A 15,317-nucleotide genomic window follows, 5' to 3' on the forward strand; every position below is an offset into this window, starting at 1 on the left:
TGGAATATGCAAGAAATTAGACGAAATTATTGATAACTAAAAAAGTTTAACTCAGTCGGGGTACAATCTCCGACTGAGTTGGACGCTTTGCGAGGATGCGCACGGATTCGGGTCTGCTGAAGCAGACCCGAATCCGGCGCGCAAGACTCGCGAGCGAGTCTTGACAAACAAATAAAAAAAGCTATTGAGGGGAATTGAACCCCCGACCTCTTCATTACCAATGAAGTGCTCTACCACTGAGCTACAATAGCAAATCTGCTAAATTATAGCATAAATTAAGTTATTTTATCAACTTAATTTATACTATTTTGCAGATAATTTTTTCTTTATTCTTGTTAGTGCATTATCTATGGATTTCGGCGTCTTTTTAAGAGCTTTAGCTATCTGCTGATAATCTTGTCCCTTCTTACTTAGGGCAAAAACTTCACTTTCAAAAGCGCTTAATTTAGTCTTAGCATCGGCATTAATTGTAGAAATCTCCTCCTTACTAAGATAAGCATATTCAGGATTATAAAAATCATCAGCTGCTAGATTATCTCCAATAGTCAACTCCTCATCATCTCCCTGACCAAGAGGCTGGTCTAGGCTAATATAGCCATTAAGGGGGAGATTCTTTTGTCTATTAGAGGCCTTGATTGCGTTTTGGATTTGGCGTTCAATGCAAATGTTAGCAAAGGTAGTAAATTTCACGCTTCTTTCCACATCATAGTCTCTTACAGCATTAAAAAGGCCTATCATGCCTTCTTGAATTAAATCTTCCTTATCACCGCCAGCAATAAACATAGTTTTTGCCTTATACTTAACCGTATCCTTATACCTTTCGTATAGGAGATTAGCTGCGGCTTGATTTTCATTTTCCTTATAATCTCTTACTAAATCTTCATCAGTCATTGCTGATAATTTATCCATATACACCCTCTATTAATTAGTCTGTTAAAATCTTAAGCCATTCTCTGTCTTACGATTTCATAAGCAAGTACACCTGCTGCCACTGAAGCATTAAGGGAATCAATATCCCCCTTCATTGGGATTGAGGCTACAAAGTCACATTTTTCCTTAACAAGACGGCTAACGCCGTTACCTTCATTACCAATAACTAAGCCGATAGGGCCTTTTAAGTTAAGATTATACATAGTCTCACCACCCATATCTGCGCAGACAAACCAAAGGCCTTCCTTCTTTAACTCTTCAATAGTCTTAGAAATGTTAGTTACCTTGGCAACTGGTGTGTAGTTAATAGCACCAGCTGATGTCTTAGCTACTGTAGCTGTAAGGCCTACTGCTCTTCGCTTTGGAATAATAACACCGTGAGCGCCTGCCTGATTAGCTGTTCTTATAATTGCGCCAAGATTGTGTGGATCCTCGATTTCATCTAAGATAAAGATAAATGGATCTTCACCCTTTTCTCTTGCAAGATTAAGGATGTCCTCAACTTCTGCATAATCATAAGCTGCGCCAATGGCTACAACTCCCTGATGACGGCTTGTTCCAGCAAGTCTATCAAGTCTTTCCTTATCTACAAAGTTAATAATGCAGTCAGTTTTCTTAGCTTCTCTTATAATAGTCTTAATTGGGCCATCTGTGCTGCCATCTAAGACAAATAGCTTATCTATTGTTTTGCCTGATCTAAAAGCCTCTAAAACCGCATTACGCCCTTCAAAGGTCAATTCCTTATATCTCATTAGTCCTCCTATTAGTTGGCTTTCTTGTCTTCATCTCTTCGGATTCAAGTCCGATTTTTACAAGTTCCACCAATCTATCAAATTGCTCTGTTAAATATAAATAGCCAACTAAGGCCTCAAAGCCCGTTGCTCTTCTATAATCTGTAATAGAGGCATTCTTTGCGGAAGTATAAGACTTTGCATTACGGCCTCTTTTATATATAGCTTCCTCATCGCTTGTAAGCAAAGGCTCAAGGACACCAATCATAATAGACTGGGCCTCTGCCTTTACTAATGATGAAGCTTGTTTATTCATTTTATTAACCTGAGTGTTGCCCTCTGAAACAATCTTAGTCTTTATGATTAAATCATAGGCACAATCCCCGATATAGGCTAATACTAGAGGGGATAGCTGTCTTGGATTAGTCTCATTTAAATTAAGGCCCTCAAATATAGCCTTAGTAAAACTTAAGCTCTCTTCCATCTTACACCTTCTCTTGTATCCTCTAATACAATACCCTTTGAGAGTAACTCATCTCTAATCTCATCAGCTCTAGCAAAGTTTCTAGCCTTTCTTGCTTCCTGACGTTCATTGATTAAGTTCTCAATGTCAGCATCAAGTAACTCTGCTTCCTTAACCACCTTAAGGCCAAGGATATCTGAAAATGTTACGATAGCCTCTCTTAACTTAGCAATAAATTCCTTGCTTGATGCAGCATTAGCATTAGAGTTAGCAATCTTTACCATATCAAAGATTGCAGAAATAGCATCAGCTGTATTAAAGTCATCATCCATAGAAGTTTCAAACTTATCCTGGCAAGCCTTAATATCAGCAAGCACCTTTGTCTCTTCTTCTGTTAAGCTTTCAGCTGTTGCTGCATTTGCCAATTCATCAAGATTAGCTACTGCTGTCATGATTCTATCTAAACCATTCTTAGCTGATTCCATAAGCTCACGGCTAAAGTTAATTGGATTACGATAGTGAGCGCTAAGCATAAAGAATCTAAGTACGCCTAAGTCGTAGTGTTCAGCAATATCCCTTACTGTAAAGAAGTTGCCTTCTGACTTAGACATCTTCTTGTTGTTAATGTTAAGGAAAGCATTGTGCATCCAGTATCTTGAAAATTCTACACCATTGCAGCATTCTGACTGAGCAATTTCATTCTCATGATGTGGGAATACTAAATCTTCACCACCTGCATGAATATCAATTGTATCGCCAAGATACTTCTTAGCCATTACAGAACACTCAATATGCCAGCCTGGTCTACCCTGTGACCATTCTGACTCCCAATAAGGCTCGCCGTCCTTCTTTGGCTTCCATAATACGAAATCAAGGGCATCTTCCTTCTCATCAGCTCCTGAAACCTTTAATGCATGAGCCTCATCTCTATGTCCTGCCTCTAAATCGTCGATATTCTTCTTAGATAACTTACCATACTGATCAAAAGAACGTGTCTTAAAATAAACTGTTCCGTTCTTTGCGTAAGCATGTCCTTTTTTTACAAGAGTTCCAATCATGTCAAGCATACCAGGAATTTCCTTAGTAGCTAAAGGATGTGTTGTTGCAGGCTTAATATTCATGCCTTCCATATCCTTCTTACACTCAGCAATATATCTCTGGCTTATAACGTCAGCAGTTGTTCCCTCTTCGTTAGCCTTCTTAATAATCTTATCATCAACATCTGTAAAGTTAGATACGTAGTTTACCTCGTAACCCTTATATTCAAAGTATCTTCTTACAGTATCAAATACTATCATTGGTCTAGCATTACCGATATGAATTAGGTTGTAAACTGTAGGTCCGCAAACATACATCTTTACCTTGCCCTCTTCAATTGGTACAAATTCTTCCTTTTTTCTAGTTAAAGTATTATAAATCTTCATTTTATTACCTTCCCTGTAAACTCTTTTAGTTTATAATCATATGATCTCTATTCTCAGCAACTTGTTTCTCAATTTTACTTATTCTCTTTAAGATTCTCTCATTCTCATCCTTTAGTTTACAAAATTCTGCCGCAACTGGATCTGGTAATGTTACCTGATCAAGATTCTCAATGAGACGCTTGCAGTCTTGAACCACAATCTTTCCTGGAATACCAACTACAGTACAATCATCTGGCACATCTCTTACAACAACAGAACCTGCGCCAATCTTACAATCATTGCCAATCTTAATATTACCAAGAACCTTAGCACCAGCACCAACCATTACATTATCACCTAAAGTTGGATGTCTTTTGCCATGTTCCTTACCTGTTCCACCAAGAGTTACCCCCTGATATAAGGTTACATTATTGCCAATAATAGTAGTCTCGCCAATAACAACGCCATGACCATGATCTACAAAAAAGCCCTCTCCAATTACCGCACCTGGATGAATCTCAATACCAGTTTTTCTTGCAGCTCTTTGAGATATCTTTCTTGCTCTATAAAAATGTCCCTTCTCATATAGTTTATGAGCTCTTTTGTAGTGATAAAGTGCCCAAAAGCTTGGATATAAAAAGACTTCCCAATTTGATTTAAATGCCGGGTCCTTTTGTCTAATTACTTCGGTTTCTTGTTTTACATATTTAAAAAAATTCATACAATCGCTTCCATTTCATTTAATAATTCTGATTCTTAGGACAAACGCCGTTACAACCGCCGCAACAATTTGTCATATCAGATTCGCCATAGATATAATTATCTACTGATGAAATAGAGGCAATAGCCTGAGAAGAAATACCCTGTCCATTACCTGTAAAGCCTAAACCTTCTTCAGTTGTAGCCTTAACATTAACCTGGTCAACTGATAAATTAAGAGCCTTAGCAATATTCTCTCTCATAGAATCTATATAAGGTCTCATCTTAGGTTTTTGAGCTATTATAGTTGCATCAATATTCTCAATTATAAAGTTTTTTTCATCCACCATCTTGCCGGCTTCAGATAACAGCTTTAAGCTGTCTGCTCCTTCGTATCTAGGGTCTGTATCTGGAAAATGTTTACCAATATCTCCAAGAGCTGCAGCTCCTAAAATTGCATCTGTTATAGCATGAAGAAGCACATCTGCATCTGAATGTCCAAGAAGGCCCTTTTCGTATGGAATCTCAACGCCACCAATAATAAGCTTTCTTCCTTCAACTAGCTTATGTACGTCATAACCCATTCCAACTCTCATTGCACTTCCTCCTAATCTTGTCTTTATTAAAATGCTTCTGTCTTATTTATCTAAAATCTTAGCTTTAGTCCTTATAATCTTAGGATTTCTAAAGTATAGATTAATTATCGCTCTAACCTTATAAGTAAACCATATTTTTATAAACTTAGCAAGTATAAGGCAAGGAGAATAAGCCCCTCCTTTAATATTTCTTAAAATAATTTTCTAGGGCTTCAATCGGCTCTGGTACTGCATATCTATAGCCTTGGATGAAATCAAAACCGTTATTTAGTGAAACTTTATTCTGATAATCATTTTCAACACCCTCAACTAAAGTCTGGCAACCCTCTGCCTTAAACATGTTAACCATGGTTGACATTACATTTGACATATTATCATCCTTCTCGGCAGCGTAAAGTAAGGACTTATCAAACTTTATGATATTAAAAGGATACTCCCTTACTCTCTCAAAATTTGAGTAGCCCGTTCCAAAGTCATCAAGATAGAAAATCACTCCTGCCTCATTTAACTTCTTCATATTTGTTATTACATTAGAAGAATTGCTAAAGAGAGCGCTTTCTGTAAGTTCCATTCTAATATGGGAAATCTGTATTTTATTATCAAAAATTATTTTAAACAACTGCTTATACATATTCTTACTTGAAAATTCAATAGACGAGCAATTAAGGGTAACACCGTCAAAATCATAGCCCGCATCCTCTAATTTCTTAATCTCCTTGCAAACCTTATTTAACATAATGCAAGTAAGGGTGTGAATGTAGCCATGTTTTTCAGCAAGTCCTATAAAATGTCTTGGCCCAATTACATGCTCCCCAAACTCTAGGCGCATAAGAGCCTCTGCCGTTCTAAATTCTCCAGTGGTTACATCAAAGATAGGCTGGGCATAGCAAAGCACTCTCTCATCATTAAGATTTCTCTCATAGGAAATGTCCCTTAAAACCGATAGAATTCTCTCTTCTTTTTCAAATGCATCATAATCGGAGGCACGAATTATATAGCTCATAGATGAAAAATCGTCCTCGATTTTATTTTCTAAAATATATAGAAATAACATTCTAGCCCTATAAGGATCAAAATTCACCTTCTTAGCATCCATGACAACAAGCCTATAAATGGTGTTGCTCTCCTCAAATTCAATGAATTCCTTTAAAATCTCCACCACCTTGCCGGTGATTTTATTAGTATCTATAAAATATCTATTGCTAAATCTAATAGCAAATTCGCCGTAACCTAAATTAAAAATTGTTATACCGTAGCCTAAATTTTCTAGCTTTCTTGTACATCTAGCGGTATGGAGATAGACGAAATTATTGTCCCCTAGGAAATCGAAATTTGTCAGGCGCGGCACCTTAATAAACATATACAGTACATTTTTACCTGCCACCTTATCCTGGCGCATCATAGTCTCAAAGGAGCTCTTATCCTGACTTCCCATAAGCTCGTCGTGAGGATTTGCATGGAAAACTATGTAAAAAAGAGCGAAAGGCAACACATAGGTAATGCTTATGAAAATGTGTGGATAAAAGAGGTACTGCAGCTGCAAAATAATAAGGTTAAATGCAAAGAAGAAAAACACAGTCTTTTTTACAATCTTTGACAGGTTATCGTAGTCGATTATAGTAATTACCACAGACATAAAGGATTCGATAAAGGCTGTGTATATTAGGAATTTTTCGAAAATGTATAGCTCTACCACTCCATCTTTAGCCACAAGTATTTCACCTGTTGTAAATTTAGATACAGCAAACCAAGTGTAGGCTATAGCTACAATAAAAATCATGATATTTATTAGGAAAGCGGATTTACGCCTATAAGCTGACAAAAAACTTATATAAGAAAAAAGGAGCGCTATTATAAAGAAATAAATAACAATAAAAGCAATCATTAAAGCACCAAGCAAAAGGAAGTTATCTTCTTGAAAGCTCCCAGCAGCCTTGATGATTACGATATTTATAGCATTAGCAATTACCGATAAGGTTAATCCTATAGAACATAACTTATATACAAAGGTAATCCTTGGTCTTGTAAAAAGCATCAAAATAACAATCATTATCCCAAAGGATAATGAAGCCACTTCACCAACTATATTGTATACCTCATTTGCCATAGCTCCTCCTGTAAGTAATACTAGTTAAATTAAATTGTCACGTTCAATATATAACCTAATTTTAAACTTATATAGAGCTTTTTTCAAGGGAAAAGAAGCTGTAGAAAGGAGGGGGCGAAATGTATAGCCTGGGAGCTGGCGCAGGAATGCGATAGGCTTAACGGTGCTAGAGGAATTTGATTGATAATGCAAAAGGGGTTGAAATTGATGATATCAGAGTAATAAAAAAGCAGGTCTTTCGACCTGCTAACTTTAGTAGCGAGAGAGGGATTTGAACCCACGACACCACGGGTATGAACCGTGTGCTCTAGCCAACTGAGCTATCTCGCCATATTATATTGATAAGCTTCTACTTGGAATGGTAGTGGGGCCTACAGGGCTCGAACCTGTGACCCTCTGCTTGTAAGGCAGATGCTCTCCCAGCTGAGCTAAGACCCCAAGCTTATCGCCGAAGTGCTAAGCACTTGCGACTTGGTTAGTATATAACAATTAGCTCTTTTCTGTCAAGCATTTTTTGTAATTTTTTTTGAAAAAAGTCAGTGTTTATCAATAGTGTAGGATATATAGTTGTTTTTGATTTCTATAGTGTATAAAGTATGGGGATAGGATTGAAGTTATGGGGTGTTGCTATTCTGGCTTGTTATGGACCGGGATTTTCTACTTCATCTTCTTACCCAGGTGCGGTTGCTATTACAGCTTATTATGGGCCGGGATTTTCTACTTCATCTTCTTGCCCAGGTGCGGTTGCTATTACAGCTTATTATGGGCCGGGATTTTACCATCAAATCTTACTTTTTCTAGATTTGATGTATTAGTGGTTTTTTATCTTTCCTAGAAACTATTGTAATTCGGCGGGTCATACCATCAAATCAAGATTTTTCCTATATTGAATGAATTGAGCTAGTTAAGTTTCATTAACTATTACATTCAAACTTGCTTTTTTCTCTATTTACCCGTAATTCGTATATTAACGTGATAAAGAGATTTCTTCCTATCCCTTAATACCCTACAGGCAATAACAAAGAAAGCAAGAATTAACCGCATCAGTATGTAAGCCTTACTTTATAACCTACATGCAATTCCAAGAAATCTTTTATTTACCTGTAACTATTAAAAACACTGAACTATCACTTTGCAAGCAAATAAGAAATTTCTCTGTGTTACCTGTAGGCTATAGCGATAAAATTATAATAATTCTCCATCAAATCAAAGAAAATTTCTCGGTGATGGTATCTAGTTTTATTATTGAAAGTAACTTTGACAAAACCTCCTAGTTTTAAAGAAGCAAGTTGGAGAAAGACTGGAAAGGTGAAAAAGGTATTAAAAAAGAGGCGTAAAACGCCTCTTTTAAAGGGTGGATGGGCCTTGGCCCACGTCCCACCATACTTTTCTTCATGCCTTGTATCGCGTAAACGCGATACGGGCGCTGGCTTTGCGCAGCAAATCCAGCTATTAAACATTAATCTCAGCTGTCATGCCGAGTAATTCTTTATTCTCATCAAGAATTGGCTTGATTACTTCTGATAAGTACTCATCTACCTGTTCTCTTGAGCGACCTACGTAGTTGATAGGTTCCATCTTAGCCTGGAGTTCTTCCATTGTTACATGGAATGATGGTTCTGCTGCAATGAGTTCAAGAAGGTTATTATCAAGACCTTCTTCCTTAACTCTTCTACCTGCGATCATTGATAATTCTCTGATCTTCTCATGCATAACCTGTCTATCTTCACCAGCCTTAACAGCATCCATCATGATGTTCTCTGTAGCCATGAATGGTAATTCTGCCATGAAGTGACGAAGAATAACCTTATCATAAACCTTAAGACCATCTGTAACATTAAGAAGTAAGTCAAGAATACCATCTACTGCTAAGAAGCCTTCTGGTACTGACATTCTCTTATTAGCTGAATCATCAAGAGTTCTTTCAAACCACTGTGTTGATGAAACGATAGCTGGGTTAAGTGCATCAGCAATAACGAAATCTGCTAAAGAAGCAATTCTTTCACTTCTCATAGGATTTCTCTTATAAGCCATAGCTGATGAACCTATCTGGCTCTTTTCAAATGGTTCTTCAACTTCCTTTAAATGCTGTAATAATCTGATATCGTTAGACATCTTGTGTGCTGAAGCAGCAATTCCTGCAAGTACGTTAAGTACTCTTGTATCAACCTTACGAGAGTAAGTCTGACCTGAAACTGGAACACAAGCGTCAAAGCCCATCTTATCAGCAATCTTCTTATCTATCATACGAATCTTGTCATGATCACCATTGAATAATTCTAAAAATGAAGCCTGTGTACCTGTTGTACCCTTACAACCAAGTAACTTCATTGTTGAAAGAATATAATCTAAATCTTCAAGATCCATTACAAACTCATTCATCCATAAAGTAGCTCTCTTACCTACTGTTGTTGGCTGAGCTGGCTGAAAATGTGTAAATGCAAGAGTAGGCTGTGCCTTATACTCCTCTGCGAATTTAGCTAATTCAGAAATGACATTGATAAGCTTCTTTCTTACAAGCTTAAGACCTTCTGTCATAATAATAATGTCTGTATTATCTCCAACGTAGCAAGATGTTGCTCCTAAGTGAATAATTCCCTTTGCCTTAGGACACTGTAAACCGTAAGCATAAACATGAGACATAACATCATGTCTTACTTCCTTTTCACGCTTTCTTGCATCCTCATAGTTGATATCATCCTTATGAGCCTTTAATTCCTCAATCTGCTCATCTGTTATATCAAGTCCTAACTCTTTCTCTGTTTCTGCAAGTGCAATCCACAATCTTCTCCAAGTCTTAAATTTCATGTCTGGTGAGAAAATGTACTGCATTTCCTTACTTGCATATCTTTGAGCTAGTGGTGTCTGATAAACGTCATTCATTGTTATAAATCCGCCTTCCTTATTTTTTTCATTTAATTAATCTAAGCTAAAAAATTAATAAATGAACATATTAAGTGCAATTTTTAAAGGCTTCAATCATTCAAAAAGCCCGATTGCACTCAAACGCTTAAAAGTATAGCATAGCAATTTTATGGGTGCAAGCAAAAGGAAAGCTTAAATTTATTTGTTTATAACTTGTCAAGATTGTACATTTATGCTATATTTAAATCAGATATAATAATATCAAGGAGGGATATCTATGATATATGTACTCTTATCAGTGCAGCAGGGATTTCAAGGGACATTTTATGATACTAGCTTAGATCCCGGAAATGATTTTCCAAAGTGGCTCTACATCGTTGGTATAGTCCTTTGGATTATATTCCTTGCCTTCCTTTTTAGATTATTATTAAAAGACATCTTTAATACTTTTTTAGCAAAACAGGTTACTGATACAGTGACAATATCAAGTGTATTTAAAGGGGACATGCCTAAACGTTCCATTATTAATAACAAGCCAGGAATCAGACGTCATTTAGCAAAAGAATTAGGCTCTGATTACGTAGAGAAAACCTTAGGATGTTATGTTACATTTTACAATGCTAAAAATAAATACGTAACCTTAGAAGTACCTAAGTTTATGTTTGAAAAATTCCATGAAAAAGATACAGGAATTCTAACCTACAAAGGTGATAAATTTATAAGTTACGAAAACAAAGAAGGAAAACACAACACAATTCAATAGATAGTTTCATAAAATATTCCATTATAAAAAGCTAGGGCTTGGTCTATTCCAAGTCCTAGCTTATTATTATATAACATTAACTTATTAGCCCATTTCGCCTCTTATATCAATCTTTGGAGGTTCAATAGGATAATTTCCTGTAAAGCAGGCATCGCAGATGTCTGTCTTGCCACCGATCATCTCAGAAAGTCTTGTAACGTCTAAGTAACCAAGTGAGTCAGCTCCAATCATCTTGCAAATTTCCTCAACTGAGTGACCTGATGCAATAAGCTGGTCCTCTGAAGGAATATCAGTACCAAAGTAACATGGGTGAAGGAAAGCTGGCGAACTAATACGCACATGAACTTCCTTAGCACCTGCTGCCTTAAGTAAATTTACGATTCTAGCAGAAGTTGTACCACGAACGATGGAATCATCAATCATGACAACTCTCTTGCCGGCAACTGCCTCTTTAAGCACATTTAACTTAACCTTAACAGAAGACTCACGTTCTCCCTGCTTAGGCTTGATAAAGGTTCTACCGACGTAGTTATTTTTTATAAAGGCATTACCATATGGAATACCTGATTCTATTGAGTAGCCAAGTGCTGCTGGATTACCAGATTCTGGAACACCAACAACTAAGTCTGCTTCCACAGGATGTGTCTGAGCTAAAATCTTACCTGCAATAATTCTAGACTCATAAACGCCCATACCATCAATCTTGCTATCAGGTCTTGCAAAGTAAATGTATTCGAAAATGCATCTAGCATGCTTTTCCTGGCAAAGACTCTTATCACTAAAAATGCCTTCTGGTGTAATTGTTACAACTTCACCAGGTTCAACATCTCTTACAAATTCAGCGCCTACTGTATCAAGAGCACAAGTCTCTGAAGATAAGAAATATGTATTATCTCTCTTACCAATACAAAGTGGCTTAAAGCCAAATGGATCTCTTGCGCCAATAAGCTTCTTAGGACTCATTACTACTAAAGAATAAGCTCCCTTAATCCTTCTCATAGCATTTCTTACTGATAATTCAACAGTTGGAGCATATAATCTCTCTCTTGCGATTAAATATGCAATAACTTCTGAATCAATAGTAGTCTGGAAAATAGCACCTGTATAAGATAATTCTTCTCTTAACTCAACTGCATTAAGAAGGTTACCATTATGTGCCATACCTAGAGTTCCCTTTACGTAGTTAATTACAAGAGGCTGTGCATTTTCACGAACAGAACTACCTGCTGTAGAATAACGTACGTGTCCAACACCAATATCGCCGTTTAATTTTGAAAGATTTTCACTATTAAAAACTTCATTAACTAAGCCCATATCCTTGTAACACTTGACACCCTTAGGGCCGTTAGTATCGCCTACCGCAATACCGGCACTTTCCTGTCCTCTATGCTGTAAGGCAAAAAGACCATAGTAAATAGTTGATGAAACGTCGTGTCCATCAAAGTCATAAGCTCCAAAAACACCACATTCATCATGGATGATATCTCCCTCAAAATCGTCTTCACGATTTAGGAGTTCTTCATTCATTTTACAGACACTCTTACAATCTGCACATTTATTTTTACAAAATGTCATAATTCCTCCGATTTGATCGATCTACTTAGAGAATTCTTCTCCTGTTAACATAAGATAAGCTTCCTTGTACTTGTCTACTGTCTTAGTAATTACGTCCTCTGGAAGAAGGTAGTCGCTATCTGGATTAGCCTTTAACCAATCTCTAACAAACTGCTTATCAAATGATGGCTGGCTCTTTCCAGCTTCGTAACCTTCTAATGGCCAGAATCTTGAGCTATCTGGTGTAAGCATTTCATCACCAATAACAACATTTCCTTCTGAATCTAAACCAAATTCAAACTTTGTATCAGCAATAATAATGCCCTTTGTTAAAGCATATTCTGCACACTTCTTATAAATTGCAATTGTTGCGTCCTTAATCTTTGTTGCGTATTCTTCTCCATGACCTGGGAATGCTTTTTCGATAACTTCAATACTCTTTTCAAATGAAATATTCTCATCGTGATCACCAATCTCTGCCTTTGTAGATGGTGTATAGATAGGTTCAGGTAATTTCTCTGACTCCTTAAGACCTTCTGGTAACTTAATACCACAAACTGTACCATTTTCTTTATAACTAGACCAACCGCTACCTGTGATATATCCTCTAACGATACACTCAACTGGTAACATAGTTAATTTCTTAACCTTCATTGTTCTTCCAACATAATCCTCATTCTGGAACTGCTCTGGCATTTCCTTAACATCTGTAGTAATCATGTGATTAGCAATAACATCCTGTGTTAAATTAAACCAGAACTTTGACATTTGAGTAAGGATAGCACCCTTATCTGTAACCTTATTCTTTAAAATATGATCAAATGCCGATATTCTATCTGTCGCCGCTATAATTAGCGAATCTCCATTGTCATAAACTTCTCTTACTTTTCCTTCATAGAGTAACTTTAACTTCTCCATCAATGTGCCCATCCTTTTCTTATAAATAATATTAATAATATATAGACTACTTAAGCCGAATAGTCTAGATATTAGGCCTCGCCTATAGGTTTAGACGAGATTGTTGCCATCTTAGATAAAGAGGCAATCCGTGAAAAATTATATAACAGCCTAGATTTAAAATCAATAGTCACTTGCTTGCAAAAGAAAGGGTGAAAGTGTATCATAAAAGTAGTTAAACTAGTTTGGAAGGCTTTAAGGGGAGCCTGTATTTGCATAAGTCAAAACCCTAATAAATATTGGAGGATTTCTTATGAACGACGGAATCGAGAAGAGACGCCACAGAAGAGTGAAAGCCGATTTAAAGCTTAACGTATCCACTCTTTTTAAGCAGAACAATGTTATGATTCAGAATGTTGATTCACCAATCCGAGTTATTAATATCTCAAAAAGCGGCATTGGCTTTGAATCAAAGAGCGTTTTCCCAATAGGATTTTATTTCAATGCTGCCCTTAGACTTGGCGAAGAAGAAGACGTTTTATATTGCGTAGTAAAAATTATTAGATGTCAGCAATTAGAAGATTCAGATAAGTATTCTTACGGATGTGAATTTGTTGGTATGTCATCAATCCTTAATTATATTTTTGAAGAATATGAAGACGAGATTGATGCAGAAAATGCTACAAATTAAAATCTAATTATAATTGATCCCTGTTTTTATAAACAGGGATTTTTTATGCACATTTTAACACATCAAAAAAGAACCCCCCGCTTAAAGCTTACGCTTTTGAAGTGGGGGGTCTTACGCTACGTTCAAAATTGCATAGCGCGATATATTTTTATAACAATAAACAAATTAGTTATTAAGTAATTCCTTAAGTAACTGTGTTACCATACCTGGGTTAGCCTTTCCCTGCATTGCCTTCATAGTCTGACCAACCAAGAAACCAATAGCCTTTTCCTTACCACCCTTGTAATCAGCTACTGACTGAGGGTTGTTTGCAATTACCTGCTCAACTGTTGCACGAAGTGCTCCCTCATCATTAACCTGCTTAAGTCCGTGTTCCTTAACGTAATCGTCTGGATCAACCTCACCATCAAAGATAGCCTCAAAGACTTCCTTAGCAGCATTACTATTAATTTCGTTCTTATCTGTAAGTTCGATAATTCTAGCAAGTGCCTCTGGCTTAAACTTAATATCTACAGGGTCTAACTGACGTTCCTTTAAGATACGCATTGTTTCTGCGATTAACCAGTTAGAAACCTTCTTAGGATTGTTGCAAATAGCCACTGTAGCCTCAAAGATATCAGCTAACTTCTTAGAATCAGTAATCTGTTCAATATCGTAATCTGGAAGACCAAATTCTTCCTTGTATCTTAACATCTTAGCATCCTTAAATTCTGGCTGTTTTGCCTTAATTTCATCTAAGAATTCTTCTGTGATATGAATTGGAACAAGGTCTGGATCTGGGAAGTATCTGTAATCCTGTGCATCTTCTTTAGAACGCATAGCATATGAATATTCCTTATCATCATTCCAACGTCTTGTTTCCTGAGTTACTCCTTCTCCTGACTCAATTAAGTCAATCTGACGAGCGCGCTCATTTTCAATAGCTCTTTCAATAGCAGAGAATGAATTTAAGTTCTTCATCTCAGTTCTTGTACCAAATTCAGTTGCTCCCTTTTCACGTACTGAAAGGTTAACATCGGCTCTCATAGAACCTTCCTGGAGCTTACAATCTGAAGCGCCAAGATACTGAATTGTGTTACGAAGCTTTGTAAGATATGCAACAACTTCCTTAGCTGAACGCATATCAGGCTCTGATACGATTTCAATAAGAGGTACACCAGATCTGTTGTAATCAACAAATGATACATCCTCCCATTCATCATGAATAAGCTTACCAGCATCCTCTTCCATATGAATTTCATGGATTCTGATTTCCTTAGTAGAACCATCTTCTAATTTAATGTCCACATGACCATTTCTACAGATTGGTAAATATAACTGAGAAATCTGGTAATTCTGTGGATTATCAGGGTAGAAATAATTCTTTCTATCAAATTTACAATCTCTTGTAATATCACAATTAGTAGCAAGGCCAACTGCTGTTGCGTATTCAACTACCTTCTTGTTTAAAACAGGAAGGGAACCTGGCATACCTGTACAAACTGGACAAGTATGTGTATTAGGTGCTCCACCAAATTCAGTAGAACAACCACAGAAAATCTTAGTTTTAGTTGCAAGTTCAACATGGACTTCCAAACCAATGACTGTCTCGTATTCTTTCATTTATACACCCTTCCTT

General features: G+C 36.7%; 14 protein-coding genes and 3 tRNA genes. 3 read left to right on the forward strand and 14 right to left on the reverse strand.

Translation table 11 applies throughout. The features are described 5' to 3' along the window. Window positions 1-179 precede the first annotated feature (179 nt). From G600_RS0110285 to G600_RS0110330, 10 genes are all read right to left on the reverse strand, one after another. A tRNA-Thr gene (locus G600_RS0110285) sits at window positions 180-251 on the reverse strand. 52 nt (window positions 252-303) lie between these two features. Next, window positions 304-909 carry a sigma-70 family RNA polymerase sigma factor gene (locus G600_RS0110290; RefSeq protein ID WP_027431863.1) on the reverse strand — a complete coding sequence of 202 codons (606 nt, stop codon included), beginning with the start codon at window positions 907-909 and terminating at the stop codon, window positions 304-306. Window positions 910-941: 32 nt separating this feature from the next. Then, complete coding sequence (rlmB, locus tag G600_RS0110295) at window positions 942-1,682, reverse strand: 23S rRNA (guanosine(2251)-2'-O)-methyltransferase RlmB (RefSeq protein ID WP_027431864.1); 741 nt, start codon at window positions 1,680-1,682, stop codon at window positions 942-944. Next, window positions 1,672-2,145: a Mini-ribonuclease 3 gene (locus G600_RS0110300; RefSeq protein WP_027431865.1), complete on the reverse strand. Its 474-nt coding sequence runs from the start codon at window positions 2,143-2,145 to the stop codon at window positions 1,672-1,674. Before G600_RS0110300 ends, rlmB begins: the two co-directional genes overlap by 11 nt. Further along, window positions 2,130-3,548 carry a cysteine--tRNA ligase gene (cysS, locus tag G600_RS0110305; RefSeq protein WP_027431866.1) on the reverse strand — a complete coding sequence of 473 codons (1,419 nt, stop codon included), beginning with the start codon at window positions 3,546-3,548 and terminating at the stop codon, window positions 2,130-2,132. The genes G600_RS0110300 and cysS overlap by 16 nt, the downstream gene beginning before the upstream one ends. A 25-nt stretch (window positions 3,549-3,573) precedes the next feature. Further along, the gene (gene cysE / locus G600_RS0110310) at window positions 3,574-4,248 is read right to left on the reverse strand and encodes a serine O-acetyltransferase (protein WP_027431867.1); all 675 of its coding nucleotides are present in this window, start codon (window positions 4,246-4,248) and stop codon (window positions 3,574-3,576) included. 19 nt (window positions 4,249-4,267) lie between these two features. Continuing rightward, complete coding sequence (ispF, locus tag G600_RS0110315; protein ID WP_027431868.1) at window positions 4,268-4,822, reverse strand: 2-C-methyl-D-erythritol 2,4-cyclodiphosphate synthase; 555 nt, start codon at window positions 4,820-4,822, stop codon at window positions 4,268-4,270. Between the two features lie 181 nt (window positions 4,823-5,003). Then, window positions 5,004-6,929 (reverse strand): EAL domain-containing protein, encoded by a 1,926-nt coding sequence (locus G600_RS15195; protein WP_051195483.1) that lies wholly within the window; start codon window positions 6,927-6,929, stop codon window positions 5,004-5,006. Between the two features lie 256 nt (window positions 6,930-7,185). After that, window positions 7,186-7,259 (reverse strand) — tRNA-Met (locus tag G600_RS0110325). Window positions 7,260-7,294: 35 nt separating this feature from the next. Beyond that, window positions 7,295-7,367 (reverse strand) — tRNA-Val (locus tag G600_RS0110330). 158 nt (window positions 7,368-7,525) lie between these two features. Between G600_RS0110330 and G600_RS0110335 the strand changes: the two genes are divergently transcribed. After that, window positions 7,526-7,744, forward strand: coding sequence for a hypothetical protein (locus tag G600_RS0110335; protein WP_155885964.1), 219 nt, complete (start codon window positions 7,526-7,528; stop codon window positions 7,742-7,744). A gap of 637 nt (window positions 7,745-8,381) precedes the next feature. Here the strand turns inward: G600_RS0110335 and purB are convergent. Continuing rightward, on the reverse strand, window positions 8,382-9,812 hold the full coding sequence (gene purB, locus G600_RS0110345; RefSeq protein ID WP_027431871.1) for an adenylosuccinate lyase: 1,431 nt from the start codon (window positions 9,810-9,812) through the stop codon (window positions 8,382-8,384). A 259-nt stretch (window positions 9,813-10,071) separates the two neighbouring features. Here purB and G600_RS0110350 point away from each other — a divergent pair, with 259 nt between their 5' ends. Then, window positions 10,072-10,557, forward strand: coding sequence for a DUF2500 family protein (locus G600_RS0110350; RefSeq protein WP_027431872.1), 486 nt, complete (start codon window positions 10,072-10,074; stop codon window positions 10,555-10,557). A gap of 84 nt (window positions 10,558-10,641) precedes the next feature. Here G600_RS0110350 and purF read toward each other — a convergent pair whose 3' ends face one another. Further along, window positions 10,642-12,084 carry an amidophosphoribosyltransferase gene (gene purF / locus G600_RS0110360; RefSeq protein ID WP_027431873.1) on the reverse strand — a complete coding sequence of 481 codons (1,443 nt, stop codon included), beginning with the start codon at window positions 12,082-12,084 and terminating at the stop codon, window positions 10,642-10,644. Window positions 12,085-12,153: 69 nt separating this feature from the next. Next, window positions 12,154-13,041 (reverse strand): phosphoribosylaminoimidazolesuccinocarboxamide synthase, encoded by an 888-nt coding sequence (locus G600_RS0110365; RefSeq protein WP_027431874.1) that lies wholly within the window; start codon window positions 13,039-13,041, stop codon window positions 12,154-12,156. Between the two features lie 280 nt (window positions 13,042-13,321). Between G600_RS0110365 and G600_RS0110370 the strand changes: the two genes are divergently transcribed. Further along, window positions 13,322-13,699, forward strand: a complete 378-nt coding sequence (locus G600_RS0110370) for a PilZ domain-containing protein (protein ID WP_034246271.1) — start codon at window positions 13,322-13,324, stop codon at window positions 13,697-13,699. A gap of 165 nt (window positions 13,700-13,864) precedes the next feature. Here G600_RS0110370 and gatB read toward each other — a convergent pair whose 3' ends face one another. Further along, the gene (gene gatB, locus G600_RS0110375; protein WP_027431876.1) at window positions 13,865-15,301 is read right to left on the reverse strand and encodes an Asp-tRNA(Asn)/Glu-tRNA(Gln) amidotransferase subunit GatB; all 1,437 of its coding nucleotides are present in this window, start codon (window positions 15,299-15,301) and stop codon (window positions 13,865-13,867) included. Window positions 15,302-15,317 lie beyond the last annotated feature (16 nt).

Source organism: Lachnospira multipara ATCC 19207, from assembly GCF_000424105.1.
GTDB lineage: Bacteria > Bacillota > Clostridia > Lachnospirales > Lachnospiraceae > Lachnospira > Lachnospira multipara.